This is a genomic window from Streptomyces sp. NPDC006691 (genome assembly GCF_042869955.1).
Classification (GTDB): domain Bacteria; phylum Actinomycetota; class Actinomycetes; order Streptomycetales; family Streptomycetaceae; genus Streptomyces.
Map to the genome: position 1 here is coordinate 42,335 of NZ_JBIAGW010000022.1, position 20,666 is coordinate 63,000.

Sequence of the window (20,666 nt, forward strand, 5' to 3'; positions counted from 1 at the left end):
CCTTCGAGTAGTGCTGTACGCCGGGGGACCGCGAGGGTGGTCCTGGTTCCCACGGGGCGGTGCGGGGCGGCCCGGGTCACGGCGCCCCCGGCGGAATGAAGGGCAGCCCGGCGGGCGGGCCCTGCTCGATCAGCCGCAACAGGGCGTCGGTGTCGGCGTGTTCCTCGATCAGGTCGCCGAGCCGGTCCAGCTGCTCCTCGCGCAGCACCCCGAACGAGGTGTCCGGCGCGGGCACGAACCGGCGGCCCGCGTCGCGCGCGACCTGTTCGAGGAACCGGCGCCGGAACCCGTCGCTCTCCAGGGATCCGTGCCAGTGCGTCCCCCACACCGAGCCCACCCGGCACCCGTCCAAGAAGGCTTCCCCACCCAGGACTTCGGCCACCCCGTGGTGGATCTCGTACCCCTCGACGCGCTCACCGAGGGCCTCGCCGACCGGCCGCGCCAGGGTCTTCCCGGCGGCGAACCGCACCCGTACGGGCAGCAGCCCCAGGCCCGCCACCGAGCCCGCCTTCGACTCGACGTCGTCCTCGATGTGCCCGCCGAGCAGCTGGAACCCGCCGCAGATGCCGAGCACCGGGCGGCCCTCGGCGGCCCGGCGGGCGAGCTCGGCCGCGAGGCCCCGCTCGCGCAGCCACTCCAGGGCGCGGACCGTGCCGCGCGTGCCGGGCACCACCACGAGATCCGCGTCGGTGAGTTCCTCGGGCCGGTCCACGAACCGCACGACCACGCCGGGCTCGGCCGCGAGCGCGTCCACGTCGGTGAAGTTGGACATCAGCGGCACCGCGCACACGGCGATCCGCAGCACGTCCCGGCCGACCGGCGGCGTCACCACGGACTCCCGCACGGCCCCGCGCATCGAGACGCGCAGCCCGTCCTCCTCGTCGATGCCCAGGCCGTGGGCGTACGGCAGGATCCCGTAGGTGTGCCGGCCGGTGAGGCCGCGCAGCATCTCGATGCCGGGCTCCAGGAGCGTCACATCGCCCCGGAACTTGTTGACGACGTACCCGGCGACCAGCGCCTGGTCCTCGGGGCTCAGCAGCGCCGTCGTCCCGAAGAACGAGGCGAAGACCCCGCCCCGGTCGATGTCGCCGACCACCACCACCGGCAGCTTCGCGGCCCGCGCGATGCCCATGTTGACGATGTCGGTACGCCGCAGATTGATCTCGGCCGGGCTGCCCGCACCCTCGCAGATCACCGCGTCGTACGCGCCGCGGAGTTCCGCGAGGCAGTCGAGGACCGGCCCGAGGAGCGCCTCTCGACGCCCGCCGGCCAGTGCCTGTCCGGCGGCCGGCCCGCCGGCCGCGCCGAAGAACCCGCGGGCGCTCAGCTCACCGACCGGCCTGCCCATGAGGACGACCTGGCTGGAGCGGTCGCTGCCGGGCTTGAGCAGCACCGGGTTCATGAGCGCGGTCGGCTCCACCCGGGCCGCCTGTGCCTGCATCGCCTGGGCCCGGCCGATCTCCGCGCCCTCGCGCGTCACGAACGAGTTCAGCGACATGTTCTGGCCCTTGAACGGCGCGACCTTGACGCCCCGGCGCACCAGCCAGCGGCAGATCCCGGCCGTGACGACGCTCTTGCCGGCGTCCGATGTCGTGCCCGCGATCAGCAGCCCGCCACCCATGTACGTCCCCTCCTCACAGCGGCCCGCGCCGCCACGGCGCCGGCCAGCGTCAGCCAGCCCACCGTGCGCGAGAGCCGTACCGCCCGCTCGATGTCCGCGACCTCGACGGCCCGGCCCGGCGCGTTCAGGACCGGCCGGTGCTCGACGCGCCCCGCGTACGAGAGCGTGCCGCCGAGCCGTACCCCGAGCGCCCCCGCGAACGCGGCCTCCACCGGGCCCGCGTTGGGGCTCGGGTGCCGGGCGGCGTCGGCCCGCCAGGCCCGTGCCGCGCCCTTGGTGTCCGGGCCCGCAAGGGCCGCGAGGACGGCGGTGAGGCGGGCGCCGGGCCAGCCCATCACGTCGTCCAGGCGTGCCGAGGCCCAGCCGTAGCGGCGGTACCTGGCCGACTTGTGCCCGACCATCGCGTCCAGGGTGTTGACCGCTCGGAAGCCCACGAGCCCGGGCACGCCCGCGAGCGCGCCCCACACCAGGGCGCCGACGACCGCGTCCGAGGTGTTCTCGGCGACCGACTCGACGACCGCACGGGCGATGCCGTCGGCGTCCAGGGACTGCGGGTCGCGCCCGCACAGGTGCGGCAGGCGCTCCCGGGCCACCTCGATGTCGCCCGCGGCCAAGGCGCCGCCGATGGCCCGCGCCTCACGGCCGAGCGAGGTGCCGCCGACCACGGTCCAGGTGGCGGCCGCGGTCAGCGCGACGGATGCGGCGGGGCGGCCGCGTACGGCACGGGAGACGAGGGCGGCGGCAGCAGCGGCGCCGCCCGCGCACACCAGGGTGTGCAGCGCGCCCCGGCCGCGGCCGTCGCGCCACAGGGCGCGTTCGACGGCGGCGGCGGCACGGCCGAAGGCGGCGACCGGATGGCCGCGGCGGGGGTCGCCGAGCAGGAGGTCGCCGATGAGCCCGGCGGTGGCGCCGTAGGCGAAGGTGCGATCGGCCCGCATGGTCAGCGCGCCGGGGCGTCGCGGAAGGGGCCGGAAGATCTCGACGGGCAGGCGCGCATGGCGGTGTGTCCTCACTCAGGGTGTCCGCGCCCTGGTACGACGTGACCGGCGGTGAGAGTTCCTGGCTTCGCGGGGATCGCTCCCCGGTGACAGTGGCGGGACCGCGCCGGATTCGCACCGGCTTCCTCTTCTGCCGCCGTAGCTGGCCGGTGCAGTCCACCACGCTGCGAGAACACCCGTCAACTTGCTGTTGACCTGCGGCGCGTGAGAGTGCCCGGCATCACGCCGGACCGCCCCGCGGCGGGTGCCACGGGGCGGTCCGGGTGGTGCGTGCGGGGCGGGCGGTGGGGCCCGCCGGGGTCAGGCGACGATCAGATAGATCCCGTACGCCACGGCCGCCGCGCAGAGCGCGAAGCAGGCGTAGGCGCCGGTGCGGGCCATCGCCGCGTTGCCGGCGGTGCCGGAGGCCGCGGCCTCCCGCTTGGTGAGGCCGACGATGCCGAGGGTGAACAGACCCACCAGGCCGACGGTCACCGCGAGGCTGACGCCGAAGACGGAGCCGAGAGCTGCCCAGTCGATGTGCATGAGGATTCCTTAGCTGTGCCGGAGCAGCGGGGTCAGACCGTCGCCGGGGTGGGCGGGTCGACGGGGGCCACCGGGGCCGGGGACTGGATCGTGGCCTTGAGGTCGGCGGCCGCCGCGGCGAGGCCGGTGGGCGGCGGGGTGACGGCGGCGATCGCGGTGGTGATGACACCGGCCGGCTCGGCCACGGGAGTCTCGTCGATCGCGTCGGAGGTGACGTTGTGGTGGTCGACCGGCTGGCGGCGCGACAGCTTCCAGATGACGCCGGAGCCGGCGATCAGGAGGATCGCGACGGCCGCGATGCCCCAGGTGCCCTGCTGGGTGAGGAACTCCGCGCCCGCGCCCACCAGACCGGCGGCCGGAAGCGTCAGGATCCAGGCGACGGCCATGCGGGTCGCGGTGGACCAGCGGACCACCCCGCCCTTGCGGCCGAGGCCCGCGCCCATGACGGAGCCGGAGCAGACCTGGGTGGTGGAGAGCGAGAAGCCGATGTGCGAGGAGGCCAGGATGACGGTGGCGGCACCGGTCTGGGCGGCGAAGCCCTGCGGCGGGCGCAGCTCGGTCAGGCCCTTGCCCATGGTGCGGATGATGCGCCAGCCGCCGAGGTAGGTGCCCATCGCGATGGCCAGACCGGCCGAGACGATGACCCACAGCGGGGGGTTCGCGCCCGGGTGCAGCACACCGCCGGTGACCAGGGCGAGGGTGATGATGCCCATCGTCTTCTGGGCGTCGTTGGTGCCGTGGGCGAGCGAGACGAGACCGGCCGAGGCGATCTGGCCGGCCCGGTAGCCCTTGGCGGTGGCCTTCGGGTCGGCGTTCCGGTTGATCCGGTACGTGAGCCTGGTGGCCAGCATCGCGGCGATGCCCGCGACGATCGGGGCGGCGACGGCGGGGAGCAGCACCTTGGTGACGACGGTGGAGCCGTTGACCGAGCCCCAGCCGGCCGACATGACCGCGGCGCCGATGAGGCCGCCGAACAGCGCGTGCGAGGAGCTGGAGGGCAGTCCGAGCAGCCAGGTCAGGAGGTTCCAGAGGATGGCACCCACCAGGGCCGCGAAGATGACCTCGGTTCTGATGCCTTTCTCGTCGATGATCCCGCCGGAGATCGTCTTGGCGACCTCCACTGACAGGAACGCGCCGACCAGGTTGAGCGCGGCGGACATGGCGACCGCCGTCTTGGGCTTCAGGGCGCCGGTCGAGATGGTGGTGGCCATCGCGTTGGCGGTGTCGTGGAAACCGTTCGTGAAATCGAACACGAGAGCTGTCACGACCACAATCGCGAGCAGCAGCGTGATGTGTTCCATTTACCCAGGCAATCGTTCGACGTCAGTGGCGGGACGAACGTAAGTAACCTGAGTGAACGGAAGGTGAACTGGGGCGGGCGCAGCGGTGACTGTGGCCGCTTCTCGCTTCCCGCCGACGGCCGGGGCCCGTTCAGCGCCCGGCCGCGAACCGCTTCAACTGCGCAAAAGTCCCATTGAAGAGATTCTGGTCACCCGGCAGGGGCCCGCTGCCGTTCGCGTGCTGCCAGAGCGTCCAGTACGACCAGCCCGCGGGCAGCGCGCCCGGGCTGGTGGCGTACCGGGCCAGCCACAGGGCATGGGTCGGGCCGAAGGCGCGGCTGCGGCCGGTGCAGTCGTTCCACCAGGCCGCGGTCGTGTAGATCACCGGGCGGCGGCCGGTGCGCAGCCGCACCTCGTCGCTGAACCCGGCGATCCACTCGGTCATCGCGGCCGGGCTCAGGCCGTAGCACCTGGCTGAGCTGCCGTCCTTGGTGTCCTTGACGTCCTTGCCGTACGGGTTGTGCTCCAGGTCCACCGCGGGCGGCAGCGTCCGGCCGTCGCCCGACCAGCCGCCGCCGTTGTTCACGAAGTAGTCGGCCTGGTCGCGCCCGGAGGATTGGCCGGGAACCGCGAAGTGATAGGCGCCCCGGATCAGGCCCGCCTTCCGGGCGCCGTCGTACTGCCCGCCGAAGTAGGGATTGCGGTACGTCGTCCCCTCGGTCGCCTTCACGTAGACGAAGGAGGCGCCGCGGCTCCTGGCGGCCGTCCAGTCGACGCGGCCCTGGTGCGAGGAGACGTCGTGGCCCGCGGGCCTGGTCTCGGCCGCCGCCCCCGGCTGGGCCGCGAGCGCCGTGCAGCCGAGGACGAGCGCGGCCAGGGATCCCGTGAGCGCGACCCGCGACCGGACCCGACGAAGCAGTGGATTGCGGCCGCTGGTCATGCATTCCCCCGAAACCCGGTGTACGGAACAAAACACCCAGAGGCTAGTCCAAGATCACCGTCCGATCCGCCGTGCCGGCACCTCCGGCTGGCAGGATCGCCCGCATGAGCGACGACGAGGCGGCGACGGCCGCGGCTTGGGCCGAACTGATCGACACCGCACGGCGAACAGCCGCGGAGGGACTGGTCGTCGGCACCTCGGGCAATGTGTCGGTACGGGTCGGCGAACTGATCCTGGTCACCCCGACCGGCGTCCCCTACGACCGGCTCGGCCCCGCCGACACGGTCGCCGTCGACCTCGAAGGCCGCCAGGTCCTCGGCACGCTGCGGCCCACGAGCGAGACCCCGATGCACCTCGCCGTGTACCGGAGCACCGACGCCCGGGCCGTCGTCCACACCCACGCCGTGCACGCCACCGCCGTGTCCACCCTGGTCCCCGAACTGCCCCTGGTCCACTACATGGCGGCCGCGCTCGGCGGCCCGGTGCGAGTCGCCCCGTACGCCCTGTACGGCAGCGAGGAACTGGCCGGGAACATGCTGCGCGCCCTGGAGGGCCGCACCGGATGCCTGCTCCAGAACCACGGAACGGTCACCTACGGAACCTCCCTCGCCCAGGCCTACGACCGCACCGCGCAGCTGGAGTGGATGTGCCGCCTGTGGCTCACCGCCGCCGCCGTGCCCGGCCGCACCCCCTCGCTCCTCAGCCCCGGCCAGCTCGACGAGGCGGGCGAGAAGCTGCGCGGCTACGGACAGCCGTAGCGGCCCGGGCCGACGGCCGGGGGCGCCGGAGCCGCGGCCCGCCGCACCGATGGGCCACGCCCACTGGCATCCCCGCCGCCCCGCCATGAGACTGAACGCGTGCGCCCCGCTACGAAGACGGCAGCGGCCGTCACCACACTCCTCGGCGTCGGGGCGGCAGCGGTCGTCGCCGGACGCATCGCCAGCGACGCCGCCCTCAAGGCGGCGCCGGGCAGCCCGTTGCCCACCGACCCCCCGTTGACCGTGCACGCCCTGGCGCCCGGCCGGGTCACCCTGACCCGCTCGCTGGCCGCGCTGCGACCGGGCACCTACGGCCTCGTGGGCGACGGCGTCCACGCCGTGGTCGGCCCCGTCCTCGACGGAGCCCCGCACACCGCGGACACGGTGGTGCGCCGCCTGGAACGGGTCACCCACGGCGCCCTCACGCCGGGGGACCGGCTGCGGCTCACCCCGCAGACGCACCGGGGCACCCCGAACACCGCCCTGGGCATCGAGCACCGGGACGTCGAGATCCCGGCCGAACTCGGGCCGCTGCCCGCCTGGTTGGTGCCCGGCGAGCGCCCCACCTGGGTGATCGCCGTGCACGGGCTCGGCACCACCCGCGAACACCCCCTCAACATCGTGGAGTTCCTGCACGGCCGGCGTCTGCCGGTCCTCATCCCCTCCTACCGCGGCGACGAGGGCGCGCCCCGCTCGCCGGACGGGCTCGGCCACCTCGGCGACTCCGAGTGGCGCGATCTGGACGCCGCGATCCGCTACGCCCTGCGCTCCGGGGCCCAGCGCGTCATCCTGCACGGCTGGTCCACCGGCGCCACCATGGCCCTGCACGCGGCCACGCACTCGGCGCTGCGCGAGCGGATCGCCGGCATCGTCCTCGACTCGCCGGTCCTGGACTGGGAGTTCACGCTCAAGGCCCTAGCCTCGGCCCGCCGCACCCCGGGCCCGCTGCTGCCGCTCGCGGTCCGGGCGGCCCAGGGCCGCACCGGCCTCCACGGCGACCGGCTCCAGGAAGGCGTCGACCCCAAGGTGCTGCGGGTGCCGACCCTGCTCCTGCACGGCCCCGACGACACCCTCGCCCCCTGGGGCCCCTCGCGCGAGCTGGCCGGCCGGCGGCCGGAACTGGTCACCCTGCATCCGGTCCCGGGCGCCCCGCACGCCTCGATGTGGAACGCCGACCCGGCCGGCTACGAAGAAACCCTGCGCCGCTTCCTGACCCCCCTCATGTGACCCTCCGTCAGCCCCGTGGTGCGGCACGGCGGATTCCGCTTGCGCGTGCGGACGGTCACCGGGCCGTGTTCGTCGCGCGGGGCGACTCCCGGCCACCGCTCGGTCCCGGTGGTCCGCTCCGGCCGGCCCCGGCTCATTCCGGTTGCCCGTTCCGGCAGGGCCGGGGCTCGCTCACCGTGGCGGCGGTCCCTCGATCACCGGCCGCCCCCGGTGTCCCTGGCGGGTCTTCGACGGCCGGTTCCGTTTGGGCTTTCGGGCAGTGACCGGGAAGACTGCATGCGTGACGTCCCGGAAGCCTGAAGAGAAGTTGCCGCGCGACTCCAGACTGCGGCTTGTCCGCGCTCCGCACCCGATGCAAGCCCGACCCCTTGCCGCCGCCCGCAGGGCCGCGACCGACCGGCGCACCCGGCCGGCCCCGCGGCCGCCCGCGGGCACCCCGGCCGAGGCCGAACTGGCCCGCCAGGCCAGGGCGGTGCTCGCCGACGCCGTACGCGTCGCCCGCTGGACCGACGCCGAGCGCGCCCGCGCCGGTGCCCCCGGCCCCGGCCGGCCGGGCCCGCTGCCCGCGCCCGTCACCGAGCGGGCGGCCGCCGCACTGGGCCTGACGGCCTCTCAGGTGCGGGCCGGCTGGGACCGGGCCCGGCTCGCGGGGCTCGTCGAACTGCACGGCGCCACGGTGCGGCCGGGCTGGCGGCTGCGCGCCTGGGACCGTGACGACGCGGCGGTCCTGCGCGGCTGGGTCGCCCTGTTCGACGCGTGGTCCCTCGTCCACCCCGCGCCCGGCGACATCGCCCCCACCGCGGTCGCCGAGGTCGTCGAGGCCGTCCCCCAGGTGCTCTCCCTGCTCCAGCTCTCCAACGGGCCGGTCCTCGTGCCGGCCCTGCTCGACCTGCTGGAACAGCGGGTCGCCGAGCTGCGCGAGGAGCGCTGCGAGGTGCCGTACGGGCCCCAGCCCGACCCCGTCTCGCTGCCGCCCCTGCTGCCGCACCTCCTCGACTGGGCGCTGGCCGGTCTCGCCGCCGTCGGCGCGCTCGTCCTCGGCGAGGACCAGGCCACCTTGACCCCGCTCGGCAACTGGGCGGTCTGGGTCAAGCTGGAGCAGATCTGCGTCGCCGCGCAGAGCCCGGCCGGCAACATCGAACAGTCCGCGGAGGACATGCTGCGCGGCTGCGCGGGGCTCACCCCCGGCCCGGCCCGCGCCGAGTACCGCGCGTGGACCGCCGCGCGCACCGTCGGCAGCGCCGTCACCGAGCTGCTCGACGTGGCCCGGGGCGACGACGCGCTGCTGCGCGGGCTCGCCTTCGAGGCGCTGCGGGTCGTGGGACCGCCCGCCGAGCCCGGGGTGCGTGCCGCCGCGACGGAAACGTGCCTCCGCCCCTACGCCCTGCTCTGGCTCGCCGAGTACGACGGCGGCGACCCCGAGGACGTCCTCGGGGTGCTCACCCGGGAGGAGTCCACCTGGCTGTGGGTCGACACGGCGGCCGCGGTGGCCGACCACGGCGAGAGCGAACTCCTGGTGCGCCACCTCGACTCGGCGGTGCAGGGCACGGTCCCCGCCCTGCTCGACGAGGTACGGGCCGTCGGGCATCCGCGCACGGTCCAGGTCCTGGTGGCGCTGGCGGCCGCCCACCCCGACCCGGCCCTGGCCAAGGCGGTCCGCCGCGCCGCCTTCCAGGTCCACACCGGATCCGCGTAGCGACGCGCGTAGCGACGACCCGCCCGTCCCCAGGGGCGGGACGTCCCGTGCCGTCGACTCCGAGCGGCGGAAGGCCTGTTGGGGCTCGGGCTGTCCGGCCCCTCAGTCCCCGCCGCGCGGCGCGTACGTGCCGAAGCTCCACACGTTGCCCTCCGCGTCCCGCGCCGTGTAGTTCCGCGAGCCGTAGTCCTGGTCCGAGGGCTCCATGAGGATCTCCATGCCCTGCTCGGCGGCGCGGGCGTGGTGCGCGTCCACATCACCGACCACCACGTAGACCCCCACGGGTCCGCCGTTCGCCATGGCCTCGGCGAAGACGCCCTCGCGCCCCCGCGAGCCGACCATCACCAGACCCGTCCCGTAGGACAGCTCGGCGTGTGCCACGCTCCCGTGCTCGTCCTCGTACACGCACACCTCGGTGAAGCCGAAGGCGCTCTTGAGCCGGCGGATCGCCGCTTTCGCGTCGTCGTACAGGATCGTCGGATACATGCTCATGCCGGTCACTCCTTCCGTGGCGAGCCGGGTTCACCGGGACGCGAAGGTGTTGCAGCGGGCCATGTCGCCCGTCTGGTATCCGGTGTAGAACCACTGCTGGCGCTGCTGCGCCGAGCCGTGCGTCCAGGTCTCCGGGGTGACCCGGCCCTGGAACTTCTCCTGGATCCGGTCGTCGCCGACCGCGGCCGCCGCGTCGAGGCCGTCCTTGATGTCCTGGTCCGTGAGCTTCGAGATCAGCGGCCTGCCGGTCGCCTTGTCCGGGGTCGTCGTCGCGTGATGTGCCCACACCCCGGCGTAGCAGTCGGCCTGGAGCTCCACCTTCACCGCGTTGCTGCCCGCGCCCTGCCGCCCGTCCTGCGACTTCTGCAGGGTGCCCATCAGGTTCTGGATGTGGTGGCCGTACTCGTGCGCCACCACATAGGCCTGCGCGAAGGGGCCGCCGCTGGAACCGAACTTGGTGCGCAGCTCGTTGAAGAAGCCGAGGTCCAGATAGACCTGCCGGTCGCCCGGGCAGTAGAAGGGCCCGACCGCCGAAGTGGCGGTCCCGCAGGCGGTGTTGACGCGGCTGGTGAAGAAGACCGTCGAGGCGGGGGAGTACCTGCCGCCGCGCCGCGGGAACTCCTGGCTCCAGTAGTCCTGAACGCTGTTGACCACCGCGACGATCCGGCAGTCCTCCTTGGTGTTGGCGTCCGAGCCGGTGCGGCAGCTCTGGTTCACCTGCGCCTGGGACGACGAGGTCGCGCCCGGCGTGGTGTCGCCCGAGGAAAGCCCGAGCTGTTCGGGGCCCACCCCGAAGAACAGGCCGAGGAGCAGCGCGATGACGCCGACGATGCCGCCTCCGACGGTGGCCCGGCCGCCCGGGATCCGGCTGCTGCGCACGTCCTTGACCTCGGACGTGTCCAGATCGGCGTCGTCGTCGAACTGCATGGCCCCACCACCCTCTGTTCCACCCGGGCCGACAGGGAGCCGCCCGCTCAAGGTGACCCCGAGTATCGGGAAAGTCACCCCGAGTATCAATCGGTTCATTGCGCTACGCCCGTTTTGTTACGTCGGCCGATACGCTCGGCGCGTCATGGACCGGACCCGTCTCGCGCTGACCGCCGTCGCCGCCGTACTCGCTCTCCCGCTGGTCACCGCGGCCCAGCACGCCGACCGGACCCCGTACGGCGACCGCTTCGACCGCTTCGCCGCACCCCCTGCCGCCCCCGTGGCGGTACGCATCCGGGGCGCGGCCGTCGAGGCGTACGACCGCGCCACCGGCGCCCGGCGCTGGACGTACGGCAGGCGCGGCAGCAGGCCGCTCGCCCTGTACCGGGCGCCCGGCCACGCCTTCGCCCTGTGGACCGACGGCATGGTCACCGACACCGGCCCGCGCCGGGTCCGCTGGCACCGGGCGGTGCCCGGCCTCGGCGCCTGGCTGGCCGGTCGGCCCGACCGCGCCGCCGGAGTGCTCCAGCCGCTCGACGCGGGTGCCCGCATGCTCGCCGTCGTCACCCCCGAACGCGTCAGCGCCTTCCGGGCCGCCGACGGCGACCTGCGCTGGCTGCTGCCCGCGAAACGGGGCTGTGCCTTCGATCCCGCGCGCACCGCGCACCCCCACGGGGTCCTGCTGCTCGCGCAGCCCTGCGGCGGCCGGGACTCCTGGAGCCAGGAGCTGGCCGCGGTCGACGGCCTCGGCAAGATCACCCCGGGGCGCACCCCGCTGGGCAACGATCTCCCAGGTGAGGGGCGTCCGGACCGCGGCGGAAACCGAGTTGCGCAACCCAGTTAGAATTGACCCCATGGCAATTCTCCTTGTGCATTAGGCGGCGTCGACCTCCGCGACCCCGTCCTGTCCGCCGTCCATTCCGCCCTGGAGTCTTTCCGTGATCACCGCCACCGGCATCGAGCTGCGCGCCGGCGCCCGAGTCCTCATCGAGTCCGCATCCTTCCGCGTCGCCAAGGGCGACCGCATCGGCCTGGTCGGCCGCAACGGAGCGGGCAAGACCACCCTCACCAAGTGCCTGGCCGGCGAGGGCATCCCGGCCGCCGGCACCATCACGCGCTCGGGCGAGGTCGGCTATCTGCCGCAGGACCCGCGCACCGGCGACCTCGACGTGCTCGCCCGCGACCGCATCCTCTCCGCCCGCGGCCTCGACGAGGTGCTGCGCAAGATGCGCGAGAACGAGGACCGCATGGCGAACGGCAAGGGCGCCACGCGCGAGAAGGCGATGAAGAAGTACGAGCGCCTGGAGACCGAGTTCCTCACCAAGGGCGGTTACGCCGCAGAGGCCGAGGCCGCCACCATCGCGGCCGCGCTCGGGCTGCCCGACCGGGTGCTCGGCCAGCCGCTGCACACGCTCTCCGGTGGTCAGCGCCGCCGCATCGAGCTCGCCCGCATCCTGTTCTCGGACGCCGACACCCTGCTCCTCGACGAGCCGACCAACCACCTCGACGCCGACTCGATCGTCTGGCTGCGGGACTACCTCAAGACGTACCGCGGCGGCTTCATCGTGATCTCCCACGACGTCGACCTGGTCGAGACGGTCGTCAACAAGGTGTTCTACCTGGACGCCAACCGCTCCCACATCGACGTCTACAACATGGGCTGGAAGCTCTACCAGCAGCAGCGCGAGGCGGACGAGAAGCGCCGCAAGCGCGAGCGCCAGAACGCCGAGAAGAAGGCCGCGGCCCTCAATTCGCAGGCCGACAAGATGCGCGCCAAGGCCACCAAGACCGTCGCGGCGCAGAACATGGCCAAGCGCGCCGAGCGCCTGCTCTCCGGCCTGGAGGCGGTCCGCGTCTCCGACAAGGTCGCCAAGCTGCGCTTCCCCGAGCCCGCGCCCTGCGGCAAGACGCCGCTGACCGCCGAGGGCCTGTCCAAGTCGTACGGCTCGCTGGAGATCTTCACCGACGTCGACCTGGCCATCGACAAGGGCTCGCGCGTCGTCATCCTCGGCCTCAACGGCGCCGGCAAGACGACGCTTCTGCGGCTGCTCGCCGGGGCCGAGAAGCCGGACACCGGCGAGGTCACCCCGGGCCACGGCCTGAAGATGGGGTACTACGCGCAGGAGCACGAGACGCTCGACCCGGACCGCACGGTCCTGGAGAACATGCGCTCCTCCGCGCCGGACCTCGACCTCGTCGAGGTGCGCAAGACGCTCGGCTCGTTCCTGTTCTCCGGTGACGACGTCGACAAGCCCGCCGGGGTCCTCTCCGGCGGCGAGAAGACGCGTCTCGCGCTCGCCACGCTCGTCGTGTCGTCCGCCAACGTGCTGCTGCTCGACGAGCCCACCAACAACCTGGACCCCGCGAGCCGCGAGGAGATCCTCGGCGCGCTGCGTACGTACAAGGGCGCGGTCGTCCTGGTCACCCACGACGAGGGCGCCGTCGAGGCGCTCCAGCCGGAGCGGATCATCCTGCTGCCGGACGGCGTCGAGGACCTGTGGGGCCCGGACTACGCGGACCTGGTCGCCCTCGCCTGACCGGCCGCGCGAACGGGCCTCGGGGGCGTCATCGGTGCATGATCCATCCGTTGATCCACTGCCTCTGGATCATTCGGCCTACGCGTGATCCTCAATCTGAGTGAGAGCGTCTCGTACCCCGGAGTGTCGGGCACGGGATCAAGGTCCGCCCCTTGTCGGGCGGGCCTTTTCCCGTGTGTGACCCGGAACACAGCGCTGACCTGGCGCTTCGCCTCGACTTTCGGGCCGGCGTGTGGGCGTGGCCAGCCGGAATGCGATATTCCGGCGCTCTTTCTCACGCCTTGTGAGCCCAAGCTTGTTGGACGGACCTTGCCGAATGGGTGGCCAGGAAGCCCGGAAGGGGTGATCATGAGAAGTCCAGAGCGCACTTCCCATGAGGAGGCACGGGTGGCCGAGACTCTGAAGAAGGGCAGCCGGGTTACCGGCGCCGCGCGCGACAAGCTCGCGGCAGACCTGAAGAAGAAGTACGACTCCGGTGCGAGCATCCGGGCGCTGGCCGAGGAAACCGGCCGGTCCTACGGATTCGTCCACCGGATGCTCAGCGAGTCCGGGGTCACTCTCCGTGGACGCGGCGGAGCGACACGGGGCAAGAAGGCCGCCTCGGCCTGACCGAGGCGTTCCGGACGGCACCTGTGGCCCCCCGGGTCCGGTGGTGGCCACCCGGTCGGCCGTGCGGTCGGCCGGGTGGTTACTGTGCAGTCACTTAGCGACCGCCGAGGCGGCCGCTCGATGACGGCCACTGACCCGGAGGCGCCCCATGGCTACGCCCGTATCCGTACATGAGGTATTCGACAAGGACGGCGTACGGCTCTCCGTCGACGACGCGGTCGCCACGGTGACCCTGACCAATCCGGCCAAGCGCAACGCCCAGTCTCCCGCTCTGTGGCGGGCGTTGGCGACGGCCGGACGGTCAATCCCGGGCAGCGTTCGCGTCGTCGTGCTGCGCGGCGAGGGCAAGTCCTTCTCCGCCGGACTCGACCGCCAGGCCTTCACCCCCGAGGGCTTCGACGGCGAGCCCTCCTTCCTCGACCTCGCGCGCGGCTCCGACGAGGTACTCGACGGGGCCATCGCCGAGTACCAGGAGGCGTTCACCTGGTGGCGCCGCAACGACATCGTGTCGATCGCGGCCGTCCAGGGGCATGCGATCGGTGCCGGCTTCCAGCTCGCCCTCGCCTGCGACCTCCGGGTCGTGGCGCAGGACGTGCAGTTCGCGATGCGCGAGACCAGCCTCGGACTCGTCCCCGACCTCACCGGTACGCACCCGCTGGTCGGACTCGTCGGATACGCCCGCGCGCTCGAAATCTGCGCGACCGGACGGTTCGTGGGAGCCGACGAGGCCGAGCGCGTCGGCCTGGCCAACCTCGCCGTGCCTGCCGATGAACTCGACTCCGCCGTACGGGACTTGGCGGGCGCGCTCCTTGCCGCGCCGCGCGACGCCGTGGTCGAGACGAAGGCCCTGCTGCGCGGTGCGGCCGGACGGGACTACGAGGAGCAGCGCCGCGCCGAGCGCGCCGCGCAGGCCCGGCGCCTTCGCGACCTGGCCGGCCTCTCCGACTGAGCCCCGGGGCGGGCCCGGACAGGTCCCGCACGTGCCCCGGGCGGTGCCGCGGGCGGGCTCGGCGCGCTGCCGGCCGGAGCCGGCCCTAGGGGCCGGCCCAGGTGACGAGGACCCCCACCGAATCCGCCCGCGGCACCGCCCGGGCCACCGCCGCGCGCACCGCTCGGGCCACCTCCAGGGGGTGACCCGTCGTGGCCAGCTCCACGCGGACATGGCCGTCCGCCTCGTGCACCGGCGCGCCCAGCTCGTTCGTCAGATGAGCCACGCCGGGCGTGGCGAGGGCGGCCGCGGCGGCGGCCGTCGCGGGCGGCTCGGCTGGGCCGACCGGGGGACCGCCGTCCGGGTGTTCCGGAAGGGCGTCGAGCAGATCCGCCACTTGGAGATCGACGTCCGAGACGTCCAAGCCGAGGCGTTCGTCCGCCGTGCTGAACAGCACCTCCCGCAGCGCCGCCGTCAGCTCGGGCAGCGGGAGCCCGCCGAGCGCCGCGAGCCGCGCCGTCACCCGCAGCGGGACCGGCGCCAAAGCGCTCGGCGGGGCCGGAACCAGCGGCTCCGCCCTGGCCTCCGGGTCCGCCGGGCCCAGCCTGAGGGACGTCGTCGCGAGGCCCGGCAGGGCGGCCGCCGCGGCCCCGAGGACCGCGACCGCGGCCCGTTCGGTGATCCACGATCCGTCCTGCGGACCGCCCAGCGCGAGCAGCCGGCCCAGACCCAGCCGGCGGCGTACCGCGGCACTCCATGCGTCACCCGTCATGGCTCCAGCCTGCCGCATCCCGGGCGCGAGTCGGGGCAAGCGCACTTAATGTGGGCAATGGAGTCCAAGGGCGAAGGGACGAACGGTCATGAGCGACACCAGCGCACAGCGCAACCGGCCCGGTGCACCCGGGAGCGAGTCGGTCGGCGAATCCGCCGAGCAGGCGAAGAAGATGTCCGTCACCAAGCGCGGCGGCGGAGACGCGGGCGGCCGCGGCCGCACCACGATCGCCGACGGCGTCGTGGAGAAGATCGCGGGCCTCGCGGCGCGTGATGTCATCGGTGTCCATGCCATGGGCAGCGGTCTCTCCCGTACCTTCGGCGCTGTCAGGGACCGGGTGCCCGGCGGCGGCAAGTCGGGCGTCTCGCGCGGAGTGAAGGCGGAGGTGGGCGAGGTACAGACCGCGCTCGACCTCGAAATCGTCGTCGAGTACGGCGTGTCCATCGCCGAGGTCGCCCGGGACGTGCGGGAGAACGTGATCTCCGCGGTGGAGCGCATGACCGGCCTTGAGGTCGTCGAGGTCAACATCGCGGTCAGCGACGTGAAGCTGCCCGACGAGGAGGACGACGAGCCGGAGTCCAGACTCCAGTAGGGGCACGGCGCGGTACGGAGCGGCATGAAGGGGTGCGGGCGGTGGCGCCGATCGGCATCGGCGCGGATGCCTCCCGGTGCGGATGCCGTCCGGTACGGACGCTCAGCGGTACGGAGGCCCAACGGAACGGATGCCGTCGGCGACGACGCCGGCCGGCATTGATCTCGACGTGAACTGATCTCGACTCATCGGACCGAGGAGTTCGGCATGAGCATGGCGGTGGTTGGCCTGATGGTCGGCATGGCACTCGGTTTCGCCGGATACTTCGGTGGCTTCGGAGCCTTCCTGCTGGTAGCGGCGCTCGGCGCGATCGGCTTCGTGGTGGGCCGTTTCGTGGACGGCGATCTGGAACCGGGCGACTTCTTCCGCCCCCGCGACCGCGGCGACCGGCGGCGCTGACCGATGGCGGTGGCCGAACAGATCGAGCCCGCCCAGCGCGGCGCCACCCGGATCGCCGACCGGGTCGTCGCGAAGATCGCCGCACAGGCGGCCAGAGAGGCCCTCGACCGGATCCCCGACGGCGGTGCCCCGCCCCGCGCCACCGTGACCGTCCACCAGGACTCCGCCCGCGTGCGGGTCAGCCTGGAACTCGGCTACCCCGGCGACCTCGGCGGCCAGTGCGGCGCGGTGCGTCGCCAGGTCGCCGAGCGGGTAAGGGCGTTGGCGGGCATGGAGGTGCCCGAAGTGGCCGTGCAGATCGAGCGTCTGCACGCCGAGGGCACGGCGGACCGGGGGAGGATCCGATGAGCGGGCCGTACGAGGGCGAGCACAGCACGCAGCGGCTTCCCGTGATCGGGCAGGCCCCCGACCCGGCCGCCGGGCCCGGGCTCGACCAGTCGGCCTCGGCCGCCGACTACGACACCGTGCCGGTCCTCGCCGAGGGCGACGGCGGGAAGGCGGGCCGCTTCTGGTCGGTGCGCCGGGTGCCCGCGGGGCTGTGCGCGCTCCTGATCCTGGCCGCGTCCGGCATCCTCCTCTACGACATCGCCGCCGTACGCGCCCATCGCTCGGCCATGCGCTGGCGGTCCGGGCTGGCGGACTGGCTCGCGCGGCACCCCGTCGACGACGTGGCGGTGCTCGCGGGCGCGGCGGTCGTCGCACTGCTCGGCCTCTGGCTGATCGTGCTCGCGCTCACTCCCGGCCTGCGCGGCATCCTGCCGATGCGGCGGCGCTCGTCGGCCGTGCGTGCCGGGCTCGACCGGGCCGCGGCGGCTCTCGTGCTGCGCGACCGGGCGATGGAGGTGTCCGGCATCCAGTCGGCCCGGGTCCGTCTGGGCCGCAGGCGCGTGGTGGTGAAGGCCCTGTCGCACTTCCGTGAACTCGACGACGTACGGGCCGACTTGGACGCGGCGCTGGGTGCGGGCATCCGGGAACTCGGTCTTGCCGGGTCGCCCGGGCTCGCGGTCCATGTGAGCCGCTCGGTACGGAAGGGCTGAGCCATGCTGAGGACGGTCAATCGGGTGGTGCTGGGCCTCGTGGGCCTGGTGCTGCTCCTCGTCGGCGGGGCGGTGCTGGCCGTCGGGCTCGGCCTCGAAGTGCCGTCCTGGTGGCCCTGGGGCACCAAGCACGACGTCCTGCTGAGCCGGTCCCGTCGCTTGCACTGGCACGACCAGGGCTGGTGGTGGCCGGTGGTCATCGCGGCCCTCGCCCTGGTCGTGCTGCTCGCCCTGTGGTGGCTGCTAGCTCAGCTGCGCCGGGCGCGGCTCGCCGAGATCCTGGTGGACTCGGGTGACGGGGAAGGGGCGTTGCTGCGGGGGCGGGCGCTGGAGTCCGTGCTCGCGGGCGAGGCGGAGGGCCTGGAGGGGGTGGCTCGGGCTCAGGTCACCCTGACCGGGCGACGGGCCGCGCCCGCCGCCCGGGTCGCGCTTCTGCTGGAGCCGCATGCGCAGCCCGCGTCCGCGTTGGAGCGGCTGGAGTCCGAGTCCCTGGCTCATGCGCGGGACTCGGTGGGGCTAGCCGCGCTGCCTGCGGAGGTGCGTCTCCGGGCGGTCAAGCACCGGGCCCACCGGGTGACGTGAGCCGCGGGGATCTTCCCCACCCCGCCCCTTCCCGCAACCCTCCCGGTCCACCTACAGGCCCGGAGAATCCGCACGAGCGGGTCCAACAGGCCGCATTCTCAAGGGGGTTGGGGTGTGCCCCGGGGAACGGAGGCCGGGGCACACCGGCTGACCCACGGTCAGAAGCCGTGCCGGGCGCCGCCGTCCACCGGCAGCATCACACCCGTGAGGTACGAGGCCGCCGGCGACAGCAGGAACGCGGCCGCGCGGCCGAACTCCTCAGGCGTGCCGTAGCGGCGCAGCGGGATGCGGGCCTCGTTGGCCGCCCGCGTCGCCTCCGCGTCGCCGGACAGCTCGTCGAGCTGACGCACCCGGTCGGTGTCGATGCGGGACGGCAGCAGGCCCACCACGCGGATGCCGCGCGGCCCCAGCTCGTCCGCCAGCGACTTGGCGAAGCCCGCGAGGCCCGGGCGCAGGCCGTTGGAGATGGTCAGGCCCGGGATCGGCTCGTGGACCGAGCCGGACAGGACGAAGCCGATCACCCCGCCCTCCTCCAGTTCGGCGGCCGCCGCCCGGGCGAGGCGCACCGCGCCGAGGAACACCGACTCGAAGGCCGACTGCCACTGCTCGTCGGTGTTGTCCGCGACGAAGCCCGGCGCCGGGCCGCCCACGCTGATCAGCACGCCGTCGAAGCGCCCGAAGTGCTCGCGGGCGGCGGCGATCAGGCGGGCCGCCGCCTCCGGGTCGGCGTTGTCGGAGGTCACCGGGAGCGCGCCGGGGCCGAGTTCGGCGGCGGCGTCGGCCAGCGTCTTCTCGTCGCGGCCGGTGATGACGGCCTTCGCGCCGTCCGCGACGAGCGCGCGGGCGGACGCGAGACCGAGGCCCCGCGAGGCCCCGGTGACGACGTACACACGGTCCTTCAGTCCAAGATCCATGGTGGCTATCCTGCCTCGTTCCCGCAGCCCGGCTCCAGTGCGCAGGCGGTGGCGACCAGACCGATGTGGCTGAAGGCCTGCGGGAAGTTGCCGAGCTGGCGGTCGGCCGAGGGGTCGTACTCCTCGGCGAGCAGCCCGACGTCGTTGCGGAGCGTCAGGAGCCGCTCGAAGAGTTCCCGCGCCTCCTTCACCCGGCCGGTCAGGCGCAGCGCGTCCGCCATCCAGAAGGAGCACACCAGGAACGTGCCCTCGGCGCCGGGCAGCCCGTCCACGGTGGTGGCGTCCGTGGTGTAGCGGCGTACGAAACCGCTGCCGCCGAGCTCGGCGTGGATCGCGTCGACCGTGCCGATCACCCGGGGATCGTCCGGCGGCAGGAAGCCGACCCGCGGGATGAGCAGGGTCGCCGCGTCCAGTTCCGCGGAGCCGTACGCCTGGGTGAAGGTGTTGCGGACCGGGTCGAAGCCCTTCTCGCACACCTCCTTGTGCACCTCGTCGCGCATCCGGCGCCAGCGCCCGGCGTCCCCGCGCAGCTCCGGGTCGGACTCCAGGGTGCGCACCGCGCGGTCCGCGGCCACCCAGGCCATCACCTTGGAGTGCACGAAGTGCCGGCGCGGCCCGCGTACCTCCCACAGGCCCTCGTCCGGCTCGCGCCAGCGCGCCTCCAGGAAGTCGAGCAGGCTCAGCTGGAGGTTCCAGGCGTGCGTCTCGCTCTGGAGGCCCGCCTCGCGCGCCAGATAGAGCGAGTCGATCACCTCCCCGTACACATCGAGCTGGAGCTGTTCGACCGCCGCGTTGCCGATCCGTACCGGCGCCGACCCCAAGTGGCCCTTCAGCCAGGGGAGTTCGACCTCGGGCAGGCGGCGCTCGCCGGACAGGCCGTACATGATCTGGAGGTCGGCCGGGTCCCCGGCGACGGCCCTCAGCAGCCAGTTCCGCCAGTGCGCGGCCTCCTCCAGGTAGCCGGCCGAGAGCAGTGCTTCGAGGGTGAGGGTGGAGTCGCGCAGCCAGCAGTAGCGGTAGTCCCAGTTGCGGATGCCGCCGAGCTCCTCGGGCAGCGAGGTGGTGGGGGCCGCCACGATGCCGCCGGTGGGGGCGAAGGTGAGCGCCTTGAGCGTGATCAGGGAGCGGATCACGGCGTCCCGGTAGGGCCCCTCGTACTGGCAGCGGGCCGCCCACTCGCGCCAGTCGGTGAGGGACTGCTCCAGGGCCTCGTACGGGTCGATGAGGTCGGGGCGCGGCTCGTGCGAGGGGTGCCAGGTGAGGACGAAGGCGACCTTCTCCCCCTCGTGGACCGTGAACGAGGAGCGGGTGCTCATGTCCTGGCCCCATGTCTTGACCTCGGGCTCGCTGCGCAGCCACACCGAGTCGGGGCCCGCGATCGCCACCCGGTGCCCGTCCGAGCGCCGCACCCAGGGCACCACATGACCGTAGTCGAAGCGGAGCCTGAGCACCGAGCCCATCTCGACGGTGCCGTTGACGCCCTCCACGATGCGGGTGACATCGGGCGCCTTGTCGCGCTGCGGCATGAAGTCGATGACCTTCACCGTGCCGGTGCTGGTCTCCCAGTAGGTCTCCAGGACGAGCGAGTCATCCAGATAGGCGCGCCGCTCGCACCGCCCCGAGTGGCCTGCCTCGGCCGGGGCGATCCGCCAGTGGCCGTTGTTCTCGTCGCCGAGCAGCGCCGCGAAGCAGGCGGCGGAGTCGAAGTGGGGCAGGCAGAGCCAGTCGATGGATCCGTCGAGGCCGACCAGGGCGGCGGTCTGGAGATCGCCGATGAGGGCGTAGTCCTCGATGCGCTGAGTACGTTGGGTCACGCCAAGGCGTGTTCCCGG

22 protein-coding genes and 1 riboswitch are annotated in these 20,666 nt (G+C 73.4%); of the genes, 12 read left to right on the plus strand and 10 right to left on the minus strand.

What is annotated here, in order from left to right; all coding sequences use genetic code 11:
• Positions 1–76: 76 nt before the first annotated feature.
• The 5 genes from ACFYNP_RS32885 to ACFYNP_RS32905 all read right to left on the minus strand — a co-directional run bounded on the left by ACFYNP_RS32885 (position 77) and on the right by ACFYNP_RS32905 (position 5,364).
• Complete coding sequence (locus ACFYNP_RS32885; protein ID WP_388790743.1) at positions 77–1,621, minus strand: cobyric acid synthase; 1,545 nt, start codon at positions 1,619–1,621, stop codon at positions 77–79.
• Positions 1,603–2,559 (minus strand): cobalamin biosynthesis protein, encoded by a 957-nt coding sequence (locus ACFYNP_RS32890; protein WP_388790819.1) that lies wholly within the window; start codon positions 2,557–2,559, stop codon positions 1,603–1,605. The genes ACFYNP_RS32885 and ACFYNP_RS32890 overlap by 19 nt, the downstream gene beginning before the upstream one ends.
• Positions 2,560–2,653: 94 nt before the next feature.
• A riboswitch (cobalamin riboswitch) is annotated at positions 2,654–2,796 on the minus strand.
• Between the two features lie 123 nt (positions 2,797–2,919).
• Positions 2,920–3,144 (minus strand): hypothetical protein, encoded by a 225-nt coding sequence (locus ACFYNP_RS32895; protein ID WP_388419803.1) that lies wholly within the window; start codon positions 3,142–3,144, stop codon positions 2,920–2,922.
• A gap of 32 nt (positions 3,145–3,176) precedes the next feature.
• Positions 3,177–4,445 carry an anion permease gene (locus ACFYNP_RS32900; RefSeq protein ID WP_388419802.1) on the minus strand — a complete coding sequence of 423 codons (1,269 nt, stop codon included), beginning with the start codon at positions 4,443–4,445 and terminating at the stop codon, positions 3,177–3,179.
• 130 nt (positions 4,446–4,575) lie between these two features.
• On the minus strand, positions 4,576–5,364 hold the full coding sequence (locus ACFYNP_RS32905) for a lysozyme (RefSeq protein WP_388790746.1): 789 nt from the start codon (positions 5,362–5,364) through the stop codon (positions 4,576–4,578).
• Between the two features lie 104 nt (positions 5,365–5,468).
• Here ACFYNP_RS32905 and ACFYNP_RS32910 point away from each other — a divergent pair, with 104 nt between their 5' ends.
• The 3 genes from ACFYNP_RS32910 to ACFYNP_RS32920 all read left to right on the plus strand — a co-directional run bounded on the left by ACFYNP_RS32910 (position 5,469) and on the right by ACFYNP_RS32920 (position 9,045).
• Entirely contained in the window at positions 5,469–6,122 is a 654-nt protein-coding gene (locus tag ACFYNP_RS32910; RefSeq protein WP_388790748.1) for a class II aldolase/adducin family protein, read from the plus strand.
• Positions 6,123–6,221: 99 nt separating this feature from the next.
• Positions 6,222–7,349, plus strand: coding sequence for an alpha/beta hydrolase (locus ACFYNP_RS32915; protein WP_388790750.1), 1,128 nt, complete (start codon positions 6,222–6,224; stop codon positions 7,347–7,349).
• 352 nt (positions 7,350–7,701) lie between these two features.
• Positions 7,702–9,045, plus strand: a complete 1,344-nt coding sequence (locus ACFYNP_RS32920) for a hypothetical protein (protein ID WP_388790752.1) — start codon at positions 7,702–7,704, stop codon at positions 9,043–9,045.
• Positions 9,046–9,147: 102 nt separating this feature from the next.
• On the opposite strand, the gene ACFYNP_RS32925 is transcribed toward ACFYNP_RS32920, so the two are convergent.
• Together ACFYNP_RS32925 and ACFYNP_RS32930 are read right to left on the minus strand one after the other, a co-directional pair.
• Entirely contained in the window at positions 9,148–9,537 is a 390-nt protein-coding gene (locus tag ACFYNP_RS32925) for a VOC family protein (RefSeq protein WP_388790754.1), read from the minus strand.
• 30 nt (positions 9,538–9,567) lie between these two features.
• Entirely contained in the window at positions 9,568–10,464 is an 897-nt protein-coding gene (locus tag ACFYNP_RS32930; protein WP_388419790.1) for a neutral zinc metallopeptidase, read from the minus strand.
• A 145-nt stretch (positions 10,465–10,609) separates the two neighbouring features.
• On the opposite strand from ACFYNP_RS32930, the gene ACFYNP_RS32935 reads away from it, so the two are divergent.
• From ACFYNP_RS32935 to ACFYNP_RS32950, 4 genes are all read left to right on the plus strand, one after another.
• The gene (locus ACFYNP_RS32935; protein WP_388790756.1) at positions 10,610–11,308 is read left to right on the plus strand and encodes a hypothetical protein; all 699 of its coding nucleotides are present in this window, start codon (positions 10,610–10,612) and stop codon (positions 11,306–11,308) included.
• A 94-nt stretch (positions 11,309–11,402) separates the two neighbouring features.
• Entirely contained in the window at positions 11,403–13,001 is a 1,599-nt protein-coding gene (locus tag ACFYNP_RS32940; protein ID WP_100574354.1) for an ABC-F family ATP-binding cassette domain-containing protein, read from the plus strand.
• A 387-nt stretch (positions 13,002–13,388) separates the two neighbouring features.
• A complete protein-coding gene (locus tag ACFYNP_RS32945; protein WP_006123601.1) occupies positions 13,389–13,610 on the plus strand; it encodes a helix-turn-helix domain-containing protein in 222 nt (73 codons plus the stop codon).
• A gap of 148 nt (positions 13,611–13,758) precedes the next feature.
• A complete protein-coding gene (locus tag ACFYNP_RS32950) occupies positions 13,759–14,559 on the plus strand; it encodes an enoyl-CoA hydratase/isomerase family protein (RefSeq protein ID WP_388790758.1) in 801 nt (266 codons plus the stop codon).
• An 85-nt stretch (positions 14,560–14,644) separates the two neighbouring features.
• On the opposite strand, the gene ACFYNP_RS32955 is transcribed toward ACFYNP_RS32950, so the two are convergent.
• Entirely contained in the window at positions 14,645–15,310 is a 666-nt protein-coding gene (locus ACFYNP_RS32955) for a hypothetical protein (RefSeq protein ID WP_388790760.1), read from the minus strand.
• Between the two features lie 88 nt (positions 15,311–15,398).
• Here ACFYNP_RS32955 and ACFYNP_RS32960 point away from each other — a divergent pair, with 88 nt between their 5' ends.
• The 5 genes from ACFYNP_RS32960 to amaP all read left to right on the plus strand — a co-directional run bounded on the left by ACFYNP_RS32960 (position 15,399) and on the right by amaP (position 17,920).
• Positions 15,399–15,902 carry an Asp23/Gls24 family envelope stress response protein gene (locus tag ACFYNP_RS32960; protein WP_388790762.1) on the plus strand — a complete coding sequence of 168 codons (504 nt, stop codon included), beginning with the start codon at positions 15,399–15,401 and terminating at the stop codon, positions 15,900–15,902.
• Positions 15,903–16,109: 207 nt separating this feature from the next.
• Positions 16,110–16,301 carry a hypothetical protein gene (locus ACFYNP_RS32965; protein ID WP_388790764.1) on the plus strand — a complete coding sequence of 64 codons (192 nt, stop codon included), beginning with the start codon at positions 16,110–16,112 and terminating at the stop codon, positions 16,299–16,301.
• Positions 16,302–16,304: 3 nt separating this feature from the next.
• Positions 16,305–16,649 (plus strand): iron-sulfur cluster assembly protein, encoded by a 345-nt coding sequence (locus tag ACFYNP_RS32970; protein ID WP_388419778.1) that lies wholly within the window; start codon positions 16,305–16,307, stop codon positions 16,647–16,649.
• Positions 16,646–17,338 (plus strand): DUF6286 domain-containing protein, encoded by a 693-nt coding sequence (locus ACFYNP_RS32975; RefSeq protein ID WP_388790766.1) that lies wholly within the window; start codon positions 16,646–16,648, stop codon positions 17,336–17,338. The genes ACFYNP_RS32970 and ACFYNP_RS32975 overlap by 4 nt, the downstream gene beginning before the upstream one ends.
• A 3-nt stretch (positions 17,339–17,341) precedes the next feature.
• A complete protein-coding gene (gene amaP / locus ACFYNP_RS32980) occupies positions 17,342–17,920 on the plus strand; it encodes an alkaline shock response membrane anchor protein AmaP (RefSeq protein WP_388419775.1) in 579 nt (192 codons plus the stop codon).
• A 158-nt stretch (positions 17,921–18,078) separates the two neighbouring features.
• Here amaP and ACFYNP_RS32985 read toward each other — a convergent pair whose 3' ends face one another.
• The gene (locus tag ACFYNP_RS32985) at positions 18,079–18,834 is read right to left on the minus strand and encodes an SDR family oxidoreductase (RefSeq protein WP_388790768.1); all 756 of its coding nucleotides are present in this window, start codon (positions 18,832–18,834) and stop codon (positions 18,079–18,081) included.
• A 5-nt stretch (positions 18,835–18,839) separates the two neighbouring features.
• On the minus strand, positions 18,840–20,648 hold the full coding sequence (locus ACFYNP_RS32990) for a glycoside hydrolase family 15 protein (protein ID WP_388419771.1): 1,809 nt from the start codon (positions 20,646–20,648) through the stop codon (positions 18,840–18,842).
• Between the last annotated feature and the right edge of the window lie 18 nt (positions 20,649–20,666).